The sequence below is a fragment of the Coleofasciculus sp. B1-GNL1-01 genome, from assembly GCF_040220235.1.
Taxonomy (GTDB): domain Bacteria; phylum Cyanobacteriota; class Cyanobacteriia; order Cyanobacteriales; family Coleofasciculaceae; genus Coleofasciculus.
In genome coordinates this window covers 48,421-65,742 of sequence record NZ_JAVJTO010000034.1, presented here as the reverse complement: position 1 = coordinate 65,742, position 17,322 = coordinate 48,421, and the positions used below count along the sequence as shown (strand labels likewise).

Here is a 17,322-nt window from a genome sequence, read left to right as displayed (position 1 = left end):
AGGCTGCTCAAAAAAACTCTCAAGAGTCCCAAAAACAATTACTGTTTCTTTAGAAGATATTCAAAGGTTTAATTTTTCGGACTTTTTGCCTGTATCAGCCATGTAGTTTTTTGTACTTCAAGTTGAAGTGCGGAGTCTAGGATCTAACAAATTAGAGTAAGGTGGGCAATGCCCACCCTACTAGGCTGGCTGATGTTGACGATAAACTATTCAACTGACCATATCCAACTGTAAATCCTGCGCCAATTGCTGCACAATAAATAACCCCGCTTGAGAATTCCCCCTCTCATCTAACGCCGGAGAATAACAAGCGATCGCGCCCTGAGACGGTACGATAGAAACGATCGCCCCACTCACCCCTGACTTGGTTGGTAATCCCACCTCCGTCGCGAAGCGACTAGAAGCTTGATACAATCCACAGGTGATCAGAATGTCGTTAACCGTGCGGCGGTGTTGGGGTGATATCATGCTACTATCCTGCGCCAGCAACATTCCCAAATTAGCTAAATCCGTCACAGTTCCCGATAGACAACAGACATGATTGTAGGTATCCAGGGCAATTTCTGGACAATCTAGATAACCAGCAGTTGCTAATAAATGCGCGATCGCCTGATTCCGTTCATTGGGAAGAGAACGCACCGACTGTAACATCGCCTCATCTAAAACCAACTGAGACTGCGATCGCTGATTCAGCCACTGGCGCAGGCTTTCGCAACGAGACGCCCCATCCTTACCCGGTAAACGCCCAGCGAGTGCGATCGCGCCACTATTAATCATTGGGTTACGCGGCTTTCCCCGATCCGCTTGCAGTTGCGCTAAGGAATTAAATGGCTGATCAGACGGTTCCATCCCCACCTGAGAAAATACCGCCTCTGTCCCCAATTGTTCTAGCAAGAATAGCAAGACAAACGGCTTAATCACACTCATCAACGGAAAAGAACAACGAATATCACCCGCCGCCACTCCCTCACCTTTAATCCTCTGTACCTGTATCGCTACCCAGCCTGGATTTGCCTGCGCTAGTAAGGGGATATAGGTTGGTAGTTGTCCTCCTTGACATTTTACTTTTGCCTGAGCGATTAAAGTATTGAGTTGATCTGAAGTCAATGCGGATAGTCCCAGAGAAGATTGATGATGATTCGGGTTATCCCTGTCACTGATAGGGTGCGACGTCTCAATTTTTTCAGCCATGCTACCCCCGATTCAAATAGATTGATTAAAGTGCAGATTTAAACCCTGAGCAATAAAAGCGAATCATCCACTGATCACCCTTAACTATTCTTATTGATAGATGTTCAAACTCCTAACGTTAACCGATAATGAATAGATCAATCATGAAAGTATAATCGGAGTTTAACAGAATATGGGTTGGTTACAACGACTATTTGGCATGGACAAGCCAAAAGAGGCAAAAGTAAACCCTCCAACACAGCAGCAGCCTTCATCCGCCGCCAGTCGTCCAAAAACAGATGAAGCCCCAGCCACGACGAAACTCTCCACCACTCCTCCAGAACGTCTTGGTTTACATGGAGAATATGACCAAAGCGGTTTAGCCAAGCGGGTGGCGTTAGCATTTGATGAAGATCCGGATTTAGATGACATCAATACGCTTTATGTCGCCCAAACGAGTACCACTGTGGTGTTGAAAGGTAAGGTTCCGAATCAGGCTATTTTAGACAAGATGGTGAAGGTTGCTAGAGGTGTCAATGGTGCCAAAGCGGTTGACACGACTCAAGTGACAGTAGGTTAACCTGTTCGCTATATTAGGCTATAATCGACCAAAAAGGCATTAGGTTAAAATCTAATGTCTTTTTCAATTATTTAAGCATTTCACCGTAGGGGCGCACTGACGTGCGCCCAATTTAACCGTAAAATCTATTCCACCATTTTAGATGTGCCACGCCACTCCATGAGTGCAACCTATCCGAAACACTTGACAATGGACTCAATTTTTCCGACAGTCTTAAAATAATCCGAAAATCTCGCAGACAATGAGTTGCTTATCCACAAAAAAACAATCATCTGTAACCATAATCGGGGCATTATTCATTGCTTTAGCACCAGGAGAACCAACCTCTGCAACCTATAGCGCCGAACCTTTATTCGATACCGTTAATACTTATCAAACAACAATTACAACCAATGGTGATCCCGCTGATATTTATTTCCCAATTCCCTCAAATTCTAACACCAACACCAATCAATTTCCCATCGCCTTAATGCTGCAAGGAGCATTAGTGGATAAAGCCGATTACGCCAATTTCGCCAGTACCGTTGCCAGTTACGGATTTGTCGTGATTGTCCCTAATCATGAACGAACTGTAACCAATCCCAGAACAGGAGAACCCGTCACAGGGTTTATTGCTGAACAGCAGCAAGTCAATGATGTTCTTTCTTATATAAAAGAAGAAAACACTAATCCGGATTCACCGATTGCGGGAATTGTTAATACCAATAAACTCGGATTACTCGGACATTCGTTTGGCGGGTTTGTCGGATTAGCTGTTATTCAAGACATCTGCGTTCCTAGAGTATGCGCTGGTAACTTTACCCAGCCTCCTGAAGTAATGGCTGGTATTTTCTATGGTACAAACTTTAAAGATCCCCCCGAAACAGGTTCATTTCCGCCGATTAATAATCAAATGATTCCCACCGCTTTAATTGCCGGAAGTCAAGACACAATTGCCGATTTAGTTGAAGTCACAGCTACTTACAACCAAATTCAAGATTCACCCAAGGCTTTAGTCATTGTCAAAGGGGCTAACCATTATGGGATTACCAATGAAGATAACCCCGTTCGCGATCCTGTTAGACCTTTATTAGACCAAGATGTAGCTACAGAAACTATCGCTCGTTGGAGTGCCTTGTTTTTGCGATCGCATCTACTTAACGATACCACTGCTTTTGACTATCTGTACAACAGTGGGGATGATCAGGATGAAAATGTTATCGTGATTCACCCCATCAATCCCCTTTCTGAATCGGCGTTGCCCTCTAATTGAATGAGCCGACAAAATTACTCTTCAATCTTCACCGAAAGAATCTTATCCCCTTTCTGAATCGCATTAACCACATCCATATCTTCGGTTTTACCAAAAACAGTATGGACGCCATCTAAATGGGGTTGAGGCGAGTGGCAAATAAAAAATTGACTTCCGCCAGTATTACGTCCCGCATGTGCCATCGATAATGACCCAGCTAAATGCTTATTGGGGTTAATTTCACAGTTAATCGTATAGCCAGGACCTCCCGTACCCGTTCCCAGAGGACAACCGCCTTGAATCATAAAATCGGGAATAACGCGATGAAATGTCAATCCATCATAGAAGCCTTTTTCACTGAGATCAACAAAATTTTTCACTGTATTCGGAGCATCTTCCTCGAATAAGTTTAGATGAATTGTTCCTTTTTCCGTTTCCATAATGGCGCGAGTCATAGTTTTTTCCTTGGGTGTGATATGTTGTTAGGGTTGAGTGAAACTGGGGAATTAGTCACATTATCCGGCACGATCCGTTTCAGCATTAAATGCCATTTGCCAAAACTCTGCTTCTAATTGAGCAACTTGCAAAAAGGCAGACTCGGCTTGCTGTTGAATGGATTCTGACGCCTCTGGTAATACCTGATTCGCTTGGTTTTCCAACAAAGCGACATACTCAGTAAATCCTGGATTTCCCCAGCGTTGTGCAAATTCATTGTAAGGCTGACGCATCTGACCTGGCAATTGCCAGCCTTGATTATATGCCAATTCAATCGCCCAAAACGCTGTGGCTTGGACGGGATAAGGCATCTCCCAAAGCGTTTGCATGAAGTGACAGTATTGGTTACAGGCGGGTTGTTTTTGAGTATTTAGATTTAGCGATCGCTCCATCGCTTTTTCTCGAAACCAAGCCAGTTCATCTTTGATTGCACTTGCTCCACTTAGGAGAGTATCAAAATGGGCGACAGGGGCGGCGGCTAAGACTCGTCCAATCAAGCGGGTAAATTCTAGCACAAATAAATAATCTTGCACCAGCCAGGTGTTGAATTGTTCAGGTTTAATTGTGCCTAATTTACACTGTTCTAGAAATGGATGTATGGTTGCTTTATGCCATACATGATTGTGCTTTTGCAGAAGCTGTTGACACGTTAAACTCATAACCTCGTTGAGATTTTAGATATTCATAATAGGATACAACTCAAAAGTTGGTCAGGGCGGGTTTTGTACAAAGATTACGATCAATAGCAAAAATAAAGACCCTAAACCCGCCCCTAAAATTTCCCAAACTCACCCCTCTCTTGCCTACAAAACAGACTGTTGCCAATATTGATAGACCGAATAAGCCAGCGTTACTACACCTGTAATAATCGCCGATTCATTCACTTCAAATTGGGGATGGTGTAAAGGATAATTAGGCTTATCCTTAAACCCGACGCCAAGGCGGAACATCGTACCCGGAGCATGTTCTAAATACATGGAAAAATCTTCTGCTCCCATAGAGGATTCGGGTAAAATTTGCACTCGATCATTGCCCCAGGCTTCCTTGGCACATCCTTCTAAGATTTGCGTCAGAACTAAGTCATTTTGCACCGAAGGCACACCCCGGCGATAACTCACCTCATAGCGAGCGCCATACATCTGGCAGACATTTGCCACAATTGACTCAATCCATTCTGGCAGATTCGCGTGAGTTTCGGGGTGGAGCGATCGCACGGTTCCGGCTAAATGAACTTGATCGGCGATCACATTCGGGGCGCGTCCACCATTAATCTGTCCAATTGTCAAGACCATCGGACGTAACGGATTCTGAGTGCGGCTAATCGCTTGCTGTAAGGTAGTAATCACCTGAGCCGCAATCCAAATCGCATCCACGGCTTCATGGGGACGGGCACCATGACCGGATTCCCCGGTAATAAAGATTTCCAAGTCATCCGCCGCCGCCGTCAGTGCGCCGTAACGCACACCAATAGAACCGCCTGGAATCGAGGGGAACACATGAACCCCAAAAATGGCACTAACATCATTCATCGCCCCATCCTGCACCATCCAGTTGGCACCTTGGGCAATTTCTTCAGCGGGTTGAAACAAGAAGCGCACATTTCCCGGTAATTGTTCCCCCAATCCGGACAACACCATCGCCGTGCCTAAACCAACAGTGGTGTGAACATCATGACCACAGGCGTGCATTATCCCCATCTTCCGGGAAGCAAATTCCAGAGGGGCGGCTTCAGTAATCGGTAAGGCATCCATATCCGTGCGAATCGCCACCAAGCGTTCATCCGTCCCCCCGACTAATTCCCCAATCACCCCGGTTTTAGCAATTCCTTCTTGGACAACGATGCCACAGGAGGACAGCACCCCCGCCACATACGCCGCCGTTTGGTATTCCTGACCGCTCAATTCCGGATGAGCATGGATGTGGCGGCGAATTTCAATCAGACGCGGTGCGAGGTCTTGGGCGAGGTCTTTGATTCGGCTAAGCATAAACTCAATTCAAGAGGTCTTACTATACAAGCTGTTCTATTCCATCATCTAAACATCTGAAAAATAATGCAGCTATCGGTCGTTAGACATGACCTTAACTAAGGGGTTAATCCCGATAACAATGGGAGATGTGGAGAATGTACAAAAAACCATGAAGACCTACGATTGGATTGTTGTTGGTGGGGGTATTACTGGGGCGGCACTCGCCTATGAACTTGCCCAGGTAGGGTTAAGGGTTCTGTTGGTCGATTCAGACACAGCCATTCCAGGCGCGACTCGGTACAGTTATGGCGGTTTAGCCTATTGGTCAGGGAAGTCAGACCTGACGAAGGTGTTGTGCGCTGAGGGAATTGAACGCCACAGGCAGTTATCAGCCGAATTAGACCATGATACCCAGTTTCGGGAATTGGATTTAGTCCTGACTATTTCCGCCAACCAAGACCCAGAAAAAATGGCAACGGCTTATGCTCATTGTGCCATGCCACCCAAATTACTCTCAGTCGAGGACGCTTGTGAGTTAGAACCCCTACTCAATCCTAATGCGATCGCGGGCGTTCTTACCGTTCGTCATGGTCATATTCATCCGGAACACCTCACCCAAGGCTATCGCCAAGCCTTTTGTCGTGCTGGGGGTGAACAGCAGATTACTCAAGTGGTGGAACTCCTGCGCCAAGGGGATAGGGTTCAGGGAGTGAAAACCTCAGATAATCAAACCTATCATGCTGCCAATACAGTAGTTTGTGCTGGGGGACTCAGCCGCGCCTTACTCAACGCCGCCGGGATTCAGGTGCGCGTCTACTTCACCCACGCGGAAATGATTGAAACGCCACCAGTTGACCTGAAACTGCGAACATTAGTCATGCCCGCCTATACACAACGCTTTCCACTTGAAGCGCAAGCTAGCCGTGCGGAGGTAGAACCCTTTTGGGATCAACGGGGTTATGAACCTGTGCCGCCGATTTTAGACGCTGGGGCGATTCAGTTTCTAGATGGCAGTTTACGGATGGGTCAAATTAGCCGTGTTCTCACAGAACCCTTTGCCGCCATAAACTCAGCCGCGAGTGAGTCTGGGATTCGTACTCAGGTGGGGAATGTCCTACCTGCTTTAGCTAAACTACCGGGAACTTGGCATCACTGTTTAGTGGCGTTTGGTGGTAATAATTTACCTGTAGTGGGAGCAATTGAGGGCGTAGAGGGTGTTTATATTTTTTCTGGATTTACGAATCCTCTGGTATATGTGCCACCGTTAGCCCAACGCTTTGCCCAATGGGTTATGGGGAAGGAGGATCAGATTATCGCTCAAATTTCGCAGAATTTGTAGGGAACGGGGGAGGCGATGTAGAGACGTAGCATGCTACGTCTCTACATTGTTAATGACTAGCCGCTGTAGCTTTTTCTTGAGGTTTGGCTGAGCCTTGAGTCCCCAATTGTATTAACTCAATCTTATAGCCAGTCGGGTCTTGGACAAAAGCGATGACAGTAGAACCATGTTTCATTGGACCGGGTTCCCGCACGACTTTACCACCCCGTTCCTTGATTTGCTCACAGGTTCCGTAAATATCATCCACGCCAATCGCAATGTGACCATAGGCATCACCCAACTCGTATTGGTCAACACCCCAGTTGTAGGTCAGTTCTAACACAGTATGGTCAGACTCATCGCCATAGCCGACAAACGCTAAGGTAAATTCCCCGCCGGGATAGTCCTTTTTCCGCAGTAACTTCATGCCTAGCACGTCACAGTAGAATTTGAGTGACTCATCTAAGTCACCGACGCGCAGCATTGTATGTAGCATTCGCATAGCTGATTATAGACTCCTTACGTTTGTTTATATTTCTTTGCTTTTCATTCTATCGAGGCGGTGAGGTAGTGCAACAGGCAAATCCGCGTGAACTACCTCCGTTTGGGGCTGGATAAGGCAGATGGCAGATGGCAGATGACAGAAGGGAAAGGAAAAAGTACCCTGACAAATCTCAATAATACTGCCGGATATACTCATAAGCTTTGGCAAATAAGTCTTTATCTTGGTGAAGCTGGGTCTTCCGGGGCTTCCATGATTAACCAACCATTCTTTAGTTGCTTCTAAGACAAGCAATACTATTTTCAGAACGACTGACCTACTTTGAAAATCTGTTCTGCCCTGAGATTAAGCCCAGAGAAAGTAGGGGAAATAATTACATCATTCTCTCGAAACTGAGTCACTTGATACTCCCCCTCAATAAGTTGATAAACAGATACCGTCGGTTGTTTCGGACTCCCTATAAAATTGCGTCCTCCTAGCGCCGCATAATCAACAATCCAATATTCAAAAACACCCAATTCTTCATAATCTGCTCTCTTTTTAAAATAATCGTCTCGCCAGTTTGTACTAACGACTTCAACAATGATTTTGATAGATTGAGCATTTTCAATAATAGATTCTTTTTCCCAACGGGGTTCTGCTTGTATTGCTGCTTGGTCTAAGACGATAATATCAGGCTCATATCCTGATTTACCATTGCTAGATTTAACAATGGATTCTCTGGGAATTGTCCAATTTCCTCGCTTTCCCATCTGAACAATGGTAAGAATTAACTCTTCTATCAAAAAGCCTGTTACATTAGAGTGTGTTCCAGTGGGTTTTGGCATTTCGATAATTATCCCATCGTGGAGTTCGTAGCGTTTGCCTGTATTAGGATACCACGCAATAAACTCTTCAAAGGTAACAGTTTTGGTCAAAGATTGAACCATAGTCTTGTTCTAGGGGAGTTCTTCTAATCATTTTTAATCGATAGGGTGCAGGAAGACCCCAATTTCAGGGTAGCGGATTAGAGGACTTCACATCATCAGTAGGAGGTTAGATGCGCCTGTGTATGTCTGACCTCATAAGAGTCCCTACGACGGAAGAATCACCGTCCTTAAAGGACGGTGAGTGTCAATATCCAAAATGGAACTATGACCTTATGTTAAGAATCAGGCTGGATTGACCTAAAAGCATGATAAAAATCAGGCATGATCAGGGCAGGTCTGTTAAATGCTGGAGGAACCTATGTCATCGGCTCCGCTATTTAGCGATCGCACTCATGCCGGTGAGGAACTCGCTCAAGCGCTGCTCACCCAAATTGCTGAACTGGAAACGACGACGGGTGATACAGTATCACCCGTGGTGTATGCACTCCCCCGTGGCGGTATTCCTGTCGCTGTACCAATTGCTCGTCAGTTAAATTGTCCTCTGGATATCGTGGTGGCTAAAAAAATTACCACTCCCCAAAATCCAGAATTAGCTATTGGTGCTGTCACCTCAGACGGACAAGTGTTGTGGGCGCAACAACGGCTATGGAGGCGACTGAAGGCGAATCTGCGACAAACTGCCCTGCGTCATGCTCAAGATAAAGCTCAAGCTCAACTGGCTGAATTTGCCCCAGGTTGTCCTCAGGCTAATCCCCAAGGAAAATTAGCCCTTTTGGTTGATGATGGGATTGCTACAGGGATGACCATAATCGCGGCGACTCAAACGTTGAAAGAGTATCATCCTCACCAGATCTGGATTTGTACACCCGTCGCCCCAGCCGGACTGATCAAGAGGCTCGGTCGTTTTTGCGATCGCTTGGTTATCCTGGAAACACCGGATAATTTTCTCAGTGTCAGCCGTTTCTATGAGGAATTTCCTCAGGTCAACACGGATGAGGCACTGGCTTATTTGCAAGAGTACAATCATCTTCCTTACCAACAGTAGCCCAATTCCTTCTCTTAATCAATAGTTCTAGCTATTCAACAACCCTGACTTAGCTATCGCTTGAAGTCAGGGATTGACGGACAAACGTCATTAAACGTTGAATACCGCGTAGAGTCTCAGCTTGGTACAGACATCCGGATATTTCCCTAGTCCGGATTACCTCTAAAACCTTTTGTTGGGTTGTTGTTAAGCCAAGACATCTTAGCTGAGATGGCGGGAAGGGACTACACACTTTTACTCGGAGGTTTATCACCATGTTACGAGTACCAGTTTTATCGAAATCAGGTAAACCGTTAATGCCTACAAAACCCAGCCGCGCTAGGCGTTGGTTGAGGGATGGTAAAGCTAAAGTAGTACATAACGACTTAGAATGTTTTGCCATTCAATTGACCTTTGAAACCCAAGAGAATACTCAACCCATAGCCATGGGTATAGACCCTGGTAAATGCTATTCGCTGCGATACGTTTCCGCCCAAAATGGACAGCCTAACGGCTTGAATTGTACGCGGAGCAAGGTTACTAACCCCCTCAGTATGGGTTAGAAATAACAGAACCTTGACAACTTAACAGCCTTGTAGGTGAGAACCTTACCGAGCCACACAGCTAAGACAGTAAGGGAGTGAGGAAAAGAACAATCAACACTCATAATATCAAGTCCTACCGCTAAGGTGCATAGCTGAAAGCGCTACCCCTATTCTCAGAATTAGCAACCTTGAGGATAAAGCGGGGGAGTTAAGTGGAGGTAACTCAGAAGTCTAATTTGAGAATCCCTTCTAGCAAGAGTCTATGAGTAGCATAAGCAAAGGTACGTCTGAATCGTCGTCAATTTAAACCTGTGAAATCAGACTGATACACTGGGAGACCCCAAAATGGGGCAAGGTTAGGGAGTTGGCAACTCGAATATTGACCAACAAGCACTTCCCATAAACCCGGCGAACAGTACCACTCTAAGGATTCAATCAAAAGGCTGTTAGGAACGTAGTAACCCCCCGTGCATCTCTTGAGCAGGTCGATACTCAAGTAGGTAGCTAGCCACATGATGTACGGAGGCGGGATTGAGACAGAAGCTAATGCCTTGCTGTAATGGCAGGGATACGCTGACAGTCTCACGAAGATTTGGAAGATAGAGGTGTTAGTAGTGAGTGTATATGCCTAAAACAGAGCAACAAGCGACTGTGGGATGGGAACACACGGACTGGCGCAAGCTGGAACGGGTGGTCTTTAAGCTCCAAAAGCGCATCTATCAAGCCTCTCAACGTGGAGACGTTAAGGCAGTTCGCAAGCTTCAAAAAACGTTGATGAAGTCTTGGTCAGCTAGAACGCTTGCCGTCCGTAGGGTGACTCAGGATAACAGGGGTAAGAAAACCGCAGGTGTAGACGGGGTGAAAAGTTTAACCTCTAAGCAACGCCTGGAACTTGTCAACCAACTGAGGCGTGTAAACAACCGCAAGGCAAAACCAGTAAGAAGGGTCTGGATTGACAAACCCGGAAGGACTGAGAAACGCCCGTTAGGTATCCCCACAATGGACGATAGGGCAGCCCAAGCCCTAGCAAAAGCAGCACTAGAGCCAGAATGGGAAGCTAAGTTTGAACCAAATAGTTACGGCTTCCGACCAGGGCGCTCATGTCATGATGCGATTGAGGCAATATTCCAAGCAATCAACCAGAAACCTAAATATGTTCTGGATGCTGATATAGCCAAATGCTTCGACCGTATCAGCCACGAGGCACTGCTCAACAAATTGAATACATTCCCCACCATGAGACGTTTGATTAAGTCCTGGTTAAAAGCGGGAGTGGTGGACTGGAGCGCATACGCCAACAGGGAAAAAGGCTACAGTTCAACATCTGAGGGTACTCCACAGGGCGGGGTAATATCCCCGTTACTGGCAAACATAGCCCTCCACGGTTTGGAGAACCGCTTAAAACAATTTGCGGGAACTCTTCCAGGAAGAAATGGCTTTGGCAAACGCGACTTAATGAAGCAATTGTCGGTCATCAGATATGCAGATGATTTTGTTATTCTGCATCCGGATAAAGCCACTGTCCAAAGATGTCAGCAGATAACAGCAGAATGGTTAAACGACATAGGTTTGGAATTGAAACCTGAAAAAACGAGACTTTCTCACACACTGAATCCAACCGAAGAAGGTAATGTGGGGTTCAACTTCTTGGGCTTCACCATCAGGCAGTATAATGTGGGAAAATACGTCTCCAAACAGGGCTTTAAGACCATCATCACCCCATCTAAAGAAGCGGTAAGGTCACACACCCAAAAGATAGGCTCCATCATACAAAGTCACAAAACAGCGCCTAAACAAGCGCTAATAGCCAAACTCAACCCAGTTATCAGGGGATGGAGTAATTATCAAAGAGGACAATGCAGTAAAGAAACCTTCCAAAAGTGTGACAACATCACTTACCTACAACTCAGAGGATGGGCAGTAAGCCGTCACAAGGGTAAACAAAAAGGGACAAGAATCCGAAGGGAATGGGGAACCAGGGGCAAAAGGAACTGGGTCTTCACCACCAAGGATGGAAAATATTCCCTTATTAATCACTCAGACACAAAGGTTGTCCGCCATATCAAAGTAGAAGGCGTTAAGAGTCCTTATAACGGAAATTGGGTATATTGGAGCGCACGAAAGGGAGATTACCCTGGAGTTAAGAAACAAATAGCAAAACTTGTCAAACAACACGGCGGAAAATGCTATCACTGCGGACATTACTTTAGCCCAGACAGCCTCGCAGAAATACACCATAAGGATGGAAACCATAAAAACAACAAGCGAGAAAATCTAGCTTTAGTACATGGTCACTGCCACGACATAATCCACGCCAATCGGGAATTAAGCACTATGGAGGATTGGATTGATGACCATCCTTTCTAGTCCCCTAACCCACTCAATGGGAATCGAGGTACACATGACAAGTGCCAAATCTTTGAGGAGCCGTGTGAGGAGAAATTCTCAAGCACGGTTTTGTAGGAGAGTTCGGGGAAGCGATTCCCCGTTCGACTCCAGCGGGATTGGGGTTCAATCGAGTCTCTTTACCCTTTGGATGGGACATCTGGTTCTACCGTTCAAGACGGTTAAGGAACGGATGAAATTACGGCGGGTCATGCGTCGAGCCAGACGGGGGAGACGGATTAACCGGAAGCTGCCTTACTCTAAACGCTGTCATCGTCAAGCTCGGTTTGATAATCGCAGGCAAGGCAAACTCCCACCGTCAATTCGAGCCAATAAGCAGCTAGAGTTACGGGTAGTCAAAGAACTGTTTAAGCTGTTCCCGATTAGTGCCATTCATTATGAGTTGGTCATGGCTGACGTAGATAAAACCAGTGGTCGTAAATCGGCTCGGTCTGGTATTGGATTCTCTCCAGTTATGGTAGGACAACGACAGATGCTCAACTGGCTATCTAAGTTAGCTCCTGTTGTTACCCACAAGGGGTGGCAACGGGATGGTAACGGAACCAGTCAGCTTAGACAATGGCTAGGATTAGCTAAGGACAAAAAGAACAAAGCTAATCAAACTCCAGCAACTCACGCTGTTGACGGTGTAACCTTAGCCGCGTTTGAGTTTACCCGATGGCAGGAATGGCACTCTGATAATGCCAAACATGGCGACTGGAGTGGTTATGTTCAAATCACACCTGCACCATTTGCGGTAATCCGTAGACCGCCAATTAGCCGTAGACAGTTACATTTATGTGTCCCTTCTAAAGGAGGTAAGCGGCGCAAGTATGGCGGCACAGTTACCCGCCTTATGTTTAGCAAAGGTGACAAAGTTATAGCCGAAAAAGCTGGGAAGACTTACGTCGGTTGGTGTTCTGGAGACACCGAGAGACAAGTTTCGGTCAGTGACGCCAACTGGAAACGGTTGGGACAGTTCACTGCATCCAAAGTCCAATTGTTGCAGCGAAGCACGGGGTTAATCGTCGTGCCTTCAACTGGATTGTCAAATCTCCCCTTATTGAAAGGGTCGATTTGACCTCTATCCCTCTCCACCCTGCTTCGCTGAGGGTGGAGTCTCACGCGAAATACGATGAGTTTTTTCACGAGACATTTACAATTCTGTTGGCGCACGCTGGTGCTTTCCACCCAACAAAATCCACCGGAGTCAATCGAACATTTAATGGTATTGTTAACTCTGGCTTTGGGCTTAAATTGGGTCTTTCAACCGGACTGGCAATACCTTGTCCTCAGTTCTAGCTTCGCGATTGGTGCAGCCGCATCCATGTGGGTTAGGGAAGCATTTGTCCCGTCACCGCGTCCGCGTTTGGTTATGGTTGTCGCGATTACGGTTTTGCTCCTCTATAGCGTCTATGCCTTTGCCAATGTTGCTTATGACGTGGCGATTAGTTAGGGCGGCGGTTGGTGTAAAATTAAGCGATTGCCGTTGGGGTCATAGGCGTAGATTTCCCGCCCGTGGGACGCGACGATGATTTCGCCCGGTGGCGGATATCCCATGTTGCTCAACAGTGCGATCGCGGCGTCTAAGTCATCAACGTCTAAACACAAACTCAACCCACTCTGCTCAGACTGCTCAAATTCCTGTCGATGATTATCTCTGGGCTTAAATAATCCGAGTCGCAATCCAGGTAGCTGAAACTCAGCATAGGTATTGGAACTATGGCAATGGGGAGATTCAGCGAGTAATTGACTATAAAATTCAACCAGTGGCTCGATATTCGTAGCCGCAATGGTAACCCAAGCCGTATGCAAGTGAAATTTCATCCCTCTCCCTAAGTCCCTGACTATCAATTCTGTCGGGCGGAGTTAAGAATTGTAAAAACCCTCAATCCCTTGTCCCGTTCCCTGTTCCAGGTTAAGAGTTACCCATTCGAGAGAAATTAATCCCCATCATTCCCGAAACCCCTACAATAAGATGAGTAATTCCTTTGAAGATACCAAGCCTGAGTATGCCCAAAACCGTTGCCGAAGTCATGAGCCGTGACCCGATCGCGGTTACCCCCCAAACGCCCATCAGAGAGGCGATGAAAATTCTTGCCGAACGACGGATCAGTGGTTTGCTGGTGGTTAATGATGTCGGCAAATTGGTGGGCATTATTTCAGAAACAGATTTATTGTGGCAACAGACAGGAGTCGAACCCCCAGTTTACATCGTATTTCTAGACAGTGTGATTTATCTAGAAAACCCAGCCCGGTATGAAGAAGAACTACACAAGGCTCTAGGGCAAACCGTTGGCGAAGTTATGACCCACGCACCCGTAGTTGTCAAGCCAGATCAACCCTTACGCAAAGCCGCGAAACTGATGCAGGACAAATCCCTGCGCCGTCTAGCGGTGACTGACAACCAAGGAAAAGTGATTGGTGTCCTCACGGCAGGAGATATTGTACGGGCAATGATTGCTGAACTGGACGAGTCATAATCAACCCACCGTCAATTTTAATTTTGTCCGATTACTTATTACTTAATACGTTACAAATGACTGTTTCTCGTGAGTCTGTTCAACAGTTGCTGAGTTCCGAGGACTTTGGCAACCGCCTGAGTGGGGTAAATCTACTACGCCAGCTAGAACCATCGATAGCTTATGAATTAATCCAGCCGATTGTGACTGACGCCAATGCTCGAGTTCGGTACGCCGCCGTTAGCCAGCTTGATACCCTTGGGGATCAGGATTTATCACGCACCTTAACCCTGTTGCGCGATCGCCTTTTGAACGACTCAGAACCCGATGTCCAAGCCGCCGCCGCTGACGCTTTGGGTGCCCTGAAGATGACGGAGGCGTTTGAGGAGATGAAACAGTTATACCACCAATCATCGGAATGGTTATTACAGTTTAGTATTGTTGCGGCATTAGGCGAACTCGCTGATCCGCGTGCGTTTCCCCTTTTAGAAGAAGCACTTTCCTCCGAAACCAGCTTGATTCAAACCGCCGCGATTAGTTCATTAGGAGAACTGGGTGATCCCCGCGCGGTGTCACTATTAGTTCCCTTTGCCACCGACTCTGACTGGCAAGTGCGTTACCGAGTCGCCCAGGCGCTCAAGCCCTTCGATACTTCAGAGGCTCGAGCCGCCTTAGAAGCGTTAGCCAATGACTCGGTTGAGCAAGTGGCTCAGGAAGCCAAACGAAATTTATGATAGGTGGACACAATTAAAGTTAAAGGTGGAGATCGTCATACTCGCTCCCTTGAGAAGCAAGCTACGTCATTCGTCATACTTCGGGGTTCATCAATCAACAACTTTCACGAGTCCACGATGCACCCCATAGATCAGCCGCATTAAGATAGCTTCATCATTACTTGTGAAAGAATTATCCCAAGGCGCTGTCATCAATTCACGCCAGTCAGACAAACTGATCTGACCCTTACACATGATGTCAGCAAATAGTGGTGCCAAACAGCATCGGCTCAAGGTTTGTTCGTCTAGAGGAGCTTGTTCAGTTGCATTCATGGCTGTTGGGTTGACTTTCAATGATCACATCAATTGTAATCACTCATGATGAGTCGTCCGGCGATCGCGTCACCAACACCCCCAATTGAGCGGGCTGGAAAACTCGCAAAACCCTGAAAAATAAAGGTTTCCAGAACAATTAAAGGTTTATAAAATACCCAAAATAAGCCTTGATACGATAAAATTCAACAACCCCAACCTACTTCGTTGAGGTTGGGGATTGCCGGACAAACGGCAATTTAAACCGTTGAATACCGCATTGAGTCTCGGTTTGGCACAGACACCCGGATACTTCCCTAGTCCGGATCAAATCTAAAGCCTTTTGTCGGGCTGTTGTTAGACAAGACATCTTAACCGAGATGGCGGGAAGGGACTACATTTCGACTTCGCTCAATGTAAACACTTTCACTCGTGAGGATTATCTCCATGCTACGAGTACCAGTTCTATCAAAATCAGGCAAGCCCTTAATGCCAACAAAACCCAGCCGCGCTAGGCGTTGGCTAAAGGAGGGTAAAGCCAAAATCTTATACAACGATTTAGAAGGCTTCGCCATCGAGTTAACGTTCGAGACAGAAGAAAATACCCAACCTATAGCTCTAGGAATAGATCCTGGCAAAAGCTATTCAGGGATTGGAGTTCAATCGAGTTTCGCTACCCTCTGGATGGCTCATTTAGTCTTACCATTTAAGACAATTAAGGAGCGGATGGAGTTACGGCGAATTATGCGTCGTGCAAGGCGAGGTAGACGAATTAATCGGAAGCTGACTTATCCTGAACGTTGTCATCGTCAGAGAAGATTCAATAACCGTAAACAGGGTAAACTACCTCCCTCTATTCGAGCCAACAGGCAGTTGGAGTTACGAGTAGTCAAAGAACTGTGCAAACTATTTCCGATTAGTGCTATTCACTACGAGCTAGTCATGGCTGACGTAGATAGGACTAGCGGAAGAAAATTAGCACGATCCGGCGTTGGCTTCTCCCCGGTCATGGTGGGACAAGGACAAATGCTGACTTGGTTATCTGAATTAGCTCCAGTTACAACCCACAAGGGATGGCAGCGAGACGGCAATGGAACCAGTCAACTCAGAAAGTGGCTGGGACTACCCAAGGATAAGAAGAATAAAGCTTGCTCTACACCTGCGACCCATGCTGTTGACGGTGTAATTCTAGCAGCTTTCGAGTTCATTCAATGGCGCGAATGGCATTCTGATCATACTAAGCACGGTGACTGGAGAGGTGATGTTCAGATTACACCCGCGCCATTTACGATAATCCGCAGACCTCCAATCAGTCGTAGGCAGTTGCATTTATGTGTCCCGTCTAAAGGTGGAAAGCGGCGTAAGTACGGTGGCACTGTTACTCGTCACGGGTTCAGCAAGGGTGATAAGGTTATCGCTGAAAAAGCCGGGAAGTCCTATGTTGGTTGGTGTTCTGGTGATACTGATCAAGCGATTTCGGTTAGTGATGCTAACTGGAAGCGACTTGGGCAGTTTACGGCTAAAAAAGTCCGATTGTTGCAGCGAAGCACAGGATTAATTGTCGCGCCTTCAGTTGGATTGTCAAACCTAACCGCATCGAGCGGCGCGGTTTGACTCCTCTATCCCTCTCCACCCTGCTTCGCTGAGGGTGGAGTCTCACGAGGTTTTTGATGAATGCCGTTTTTGAAATTATGAAAACTGTTCCCTCTTCCCTGTGAACAATTTCCTAACCTCACCCTAAGAGTTATC

General features: G+C 46.5%; 19 protein-coding genes and 1 pseudogene. 12 read left to right on the top strand and 8 right to left on the bottom strand.

What is annotated here, in order from left to right; all coding sequences use genetic code 11:
* Positions 1–210 precede the first annotated feature (210 nt).
* Positions 211–1,191 carry a glutaminase A gene (glsA, locus tag RID53_RS08210; protein WP_446387641.1) on the bottom strand — a complete coding sequence of 327 codons (981 nt, stop codon included), beginning with the start codon at positions 1,189–1,191 and terminating at the stop codon, positions 211–213.
* A 172-nt stretch (positions 1,192–1,363) separates the two neighbouring features.
* Between glsA and RID53_RS08205 the strand changes: the two genes are divergently transcribed.
* Both RID53_RS08205 and RID53_RS08200 read left to right on the top strand, forming a co-directional pair.
* Positions 1,364–1,750, top strand: a complete 387-nt coding sequence (locus RID53_RS08205; RefSeq protein WP_446387640.1) for a BON domain-containing protein — start codon at positions 1,364–1,366, stop codon at positions 1,748–1,750.
* A gap of 241 nt (positions 1,751–1,991) precedes the next feature.
* Positions 1,992–3,002, top strand: a complete 1,011-nt coding sequence (locus tag RID53_RS08200) for an alpha/beta hydrolase family protein (protein WP_446387639.1) — start codon at positions 1,992–1,994, stop codon at positions 3,000–3,002.
* A gap of 14 nt (positions 3,003–3,016) precedes the next feature.
* Here the strand turns inward: RID53_RS08200 and RID53_RS08195 are convergent, their stop codons facing one another.
* From RID53_RS08195 to RID53_RS08185, 3 genes are all read right to left on the bottom strand, one after another.
* Entirely contained in the window at positions 3,017–3,436 is a 420-nt protein-coding gene (locus tag RID53_RS08195; protein WP_446387638.1) for a peptidylprolyl isomerase, read from the bottom strand.
* A gap of 60 nt (positions 3,437–3,496) precedes the next feature.
* Positions 3,497–4,135 (bottom strand): TenA family transcriptional regulator, encoded by a 639-nt coding sequence (locus tag RID53_RS08190; RefSeq protein WP_446387637.1) that lies wholly within the window; start codon positions 4,133–4,135, stop codon positions 3,497–3,499.
* Between the two features lie 144 nt (positions 4,136–4,279).
* Positions 4,280–5,461, bottom strand: coding sequence for a M20 family metallopeptidase (locus RID53_RS08185; protein WP_446387636.1), 1,182 nt, complete (start codon positions 5,459–5,461; stop codon positions 4,280–4,282).
* 151 nt (positions 5,462–5,612) lie between these two features.
* Between RID53_RS08185 and RID53_RS08180 the strand changes: the two genes are divergently transcribed.
* Positions 5,613–6,782 carry an NAD(P)/FAD-dependent oxidoreductase gene (locus tag RID53_RS08180; protein ID WP_446387635.1) on the top strand — a complete coding sequence of 390 codons (1,170 nt, stop codon included), beginning with the start codon at positions 5,613–5,615 and terminating at the stop codon, positions 6,780–6,782.
* Positions 6,783–6,831: 49 nt separating this feature from the next.
* Here the strand turns inward: RID53_RS08180 and gloA are convergent, their stop codons facing one another.
* Positions 6,832–7,263: a lactoylglutathione lyase gene (gene gloA / locus RID53_RS08175; protein WP_446387634.1), complete on the bottom strand. Its 432-nt coding sequence runs from the start codon at positions 7,261–7,263 to the stop codon at positions 6,832–6,834.
* Between the two features lie 87 nt (positions 7,264–7,350).
* Between gloA and RID53_RS08170 the strand changes: the two genes are divergently transcribed.
* On the top strand, positions 7,351–7,548 hold the full coding sequence (locus RID53_RS08170; RefSeq protein ID WP_446387633.1) for a hypothetical protein: 198 nt from the start codon (positions 7,351–7,353) through the stop codon (positions 7,546–7,548).
* Positions 7,549–7,565: 17 nt separating this feature from the next.
* Here RID53_RS08170 and RID53_RS08165 read toward each other — a convergent pair whose 3' ends face one another.
* Positions 7,566–8,192, bottom strand: a complete 627-nt coding sequence (locus tag RID53_RS08165; protein ID WP_446387632.1) for a Uma2 family endonuclease — start codon at positions 8,190–8,192, stop codon at positions 7,566–7,568.
* A 298-nt stretch (positions 8,193–8,490) separates the two neighbouring features.
* Between RID53_RS08165 and RID53_RS08160 the strand changes: the two genes are divergently transcribed.
* From RID53_RS08160 to RID53_RS08140, 5 genes and pseudogenes are all read left to right on the top strand, one after another.
* Positions 8,491–9,177, top strand: a complete 687-nt coding sequence (locus RID53_RS08160; RefSeq protein ID WP_446387631.1) for a phosphoribosyltransferase — start codon at positions 8,491–8,493, stop codon at positions 9,175–9,177.
* Between the two features lie 254 nt (positions 9,178–9,431).
* Positions 9,432–9,632, top strand: a pseudogene (locus RID53_RS08155) (RRXRR domain-containing protein); the annotation flags it as partial.
* Between the two features lie 693 nt (positions 9,633–10,325).
* The gene (gene ltrA, locus RID53_RS08150; protein ID WP_446387630.1) at positions 10,326–12,068 is read left to right on the top strand and encodes a group II intron reverse transcriptase/maturase; all 1,743 of its coding nucleotides are present in this window, start codon (positions 10,326–10,328) and stop codon (positions 12,066–12,068) included.
* Positions 12,052–13,167 (top strand): RRXRR domain-containing protein, encoded by a 1,116-nt coding sequence (locus RID53_RS08145; RefSeq protein WP_446387629.1) that lies wholly within the window; start codon positions 12,052–12,054, stop codon positions 13,165–13,167. The genes ltrA and RID53_RS08145 overlap by 17 nt, the downstream gene beginning before the upstream one ends.
* A gap of 54 nt (positions 13,168–13,221) precedes the next feature.
* Positions 13,222–13,542 carry a hypothetical protein gene (locus tag RID53_RS08140; RefSeq protein ID WP_446370181.1) on the top strand — a complete coding sequence of 107 codons (321 nt, stop codon included), beginning with the start codon at positions 13,222–13,224 and terminating at the stop codon, positions 13,540–13,542.
* On the opposite strand, the gene RID53_RS08135 is transcribed toward RID53_RS08140, so the two are convergent.
* Positions 13,539–13,913 (bottom strand): VOC family protein, encoded by a 375-nt coding sequence (locus RID53_RS08135; protein ID WP_446387628.1) that lies wholly within the window; start codon positions 13,911–13,913, stop codon positions 13,539–13,541. The two genes, RID53_RS08140 and RID53_RS08135, sit on opposite strands and share 4 nt — an antisense overlap.
* Before the next feature lie 185 nt (positions 13,914–14,098).
* Here RID53_RS08135 and RID53_RS08130 point away from each other — a divergent pair, with 185 nt between their 5' ends.
* Both RID53_RS08130 and nblB read left to right on the top strand, forming a co-directional pair.
* Positions 14,099–14,569 (top strand): CBS domain-containing protein, encoded by a 471-nt coding sequence (locus RID53_RS08130; RefSeq protein ID WP_446387627.1) that lies wholly within the window; start codon positions 14,099–14,101, stop codon positions 14,567–14,569.
* A 56-nt stretch (positions 14,570–14,625) separates the two neighbouring features.
* Positions 14,626–15,282, top strand: a complete 657-nt coding sequence (nblB, locus tag RID53_RS08125) for a phycobilisome degradation protein NblB (RefSeq protein WP_446387626.1) — start codon at positions 14,626–14,628, stop codon at positions 15,280–15,282.
* Between the two features lie 90 nt (positions 15,283–15,372).
* Here the strand turns inward: nblB and RID53_RS08120 are convergent, their stop codons facing one another.
* Positions 15,373–15,594, bottom strand: a complete 222-nt coding sequence (locus RID53_RS08120) for a hypothetical protein (RefSeq protein WP_006098710.1) — start codon at positions 15,592–15,594, stop codon at positions 15,373–15,375.
* 426 nt (positions 15,595–16,020) lie between these two features.
* Between RID53_RS08120 and RID53_RS08115 the strand changes: the two genes are divergently transcribed.
* Positions 16,021–17,187: an RRXRR domain-containing protein gene (locus RID53_RS08115; RefSeq protein ID WP_446387625.1), complete on the top strand. Its 1,167-nt coding sequence runs from the start codon at positions 16,021–16,023 to the stop codon at positions 17,185–17,187.
* Positions 17,188–17,322: the final 135 nt, after the last annotated feature.

Coding starts and splice junctions, on each gene's coding strand:
- RID53_RS08180 (WP_446387635.1), top strand. CDS start 5,613: ATGAAGACCTACGATTGGATTGTTGTTGGTGGGGGTATTACTGGGGCG.
- RID53_RS08185 (WP_446387636.1), bottom strand. CDS start 5,461: ATGCTTAGCCGAATCAAAGACCTCGCCCAAGACCTCGCACCGCGTCTG.
- RID53_RS08165 (WP_446387632.1), bottom strand. CDS start 8,192: ATGGTTCAATCTTTGACCAAAACTGTTACCTTTGAAGAGTTTATTGCG.
- RID53_RS08190 (WP_446387637.1), bottom strand. CDS start 4,135: ATGAGTTTAACGTGTCAACAGCTTCTGCAAAAGCACAATCATGTATGG.
- ltrA (WP_446387630.1), top strand. CDS start 10,326: ATGCCTAAAACAGAGCAACAAGCGACTGTGGGATGGGAACACACGGAC.
- glsA (WP_446387641.1), bottom strand. CDS start 1,191: ATGGCTGAAAAAATTGAGACGTCGCACCCTATCAGTGACAGGGATAAC.
- RID53_RS08115 (WP_446387625.1), top strand. CDS start 16,021: ATGCTACGAGTACCAGTTCTATCAAAATCAGGCAAGCCCTTAATGCCA.
- RID53_RS08160 (WP_446387631.1), top strand. CDS start 8,491: ATGTCATCGGCTCCGCTATTTAGCGATCGCACTCATGCCGGTGAGGAA.
- nblB (WP_446387626.1), top strand. CDS start 14,626: ATGACTGTTTCTCGTGAGTCTGTTCAACAGTTGCTGAGTTCCGAGGAC.
- RID53_RS08135 (WP_446387628.1), bottom strand. CDS start 13,913: ATGAAATTTCACTTGCATACGGCTTGGGTTACCATTGCGGCTACGAAT.
- RID53_RS08195 (WP_446387638.1), bottom strand. CDS start 3,436: ATGACTCGCGCCATTATGGAAACGGAAAAAGGAACAATTCATCTAAAC.
- gloA (WP_446387634.1), bottom strand. CDS start 7,263: ATGCGAATGCTACATACAATGCTGCGCGTCGGTGACTTAGATGAGTCA.
- RID53_RS08200 (WP_446387639.1), top strand. CDS start 1,992: ATGAGTTGCTTATCCACAAAAAAACAATCATCTGTAACCATAATCGGG.
- RID53_RS08130 (WP_446387627.1), top strand. CDS start 14,099: ATGCCCAAAACCGTTGCCGAAGTCATGAGCCGTGACCCGATCGCGGTT.
- RID53_RS08145 (WP_446387629.1), top strand. CDS start 12,052: ATGACCATCCTTTCTAGTCCCCTAACCCACTCAATGGGAATCGAGGTA.
- RID53_RS08205 (WP_446387640.1), top strand. CDS start 1,364: ATGGGTTGGTTACAACGACTATTTGGCATGGACAAGCCAAAAGAGGCA.
- RID53_RS08140 (WP_446370181.1), top strand. CDS start 13,222: ATGAGTTTTTTCACGAGACATTTACAATTCTGTTGGCGCACGCTGGTG.
- RID53_RS08120 (WP_006098710.1), bottom strand. CDS start 15,594: ATGAATGCAACTGAACAAGCTCCTCTAGACGAACAAACCTTGAGCCGA.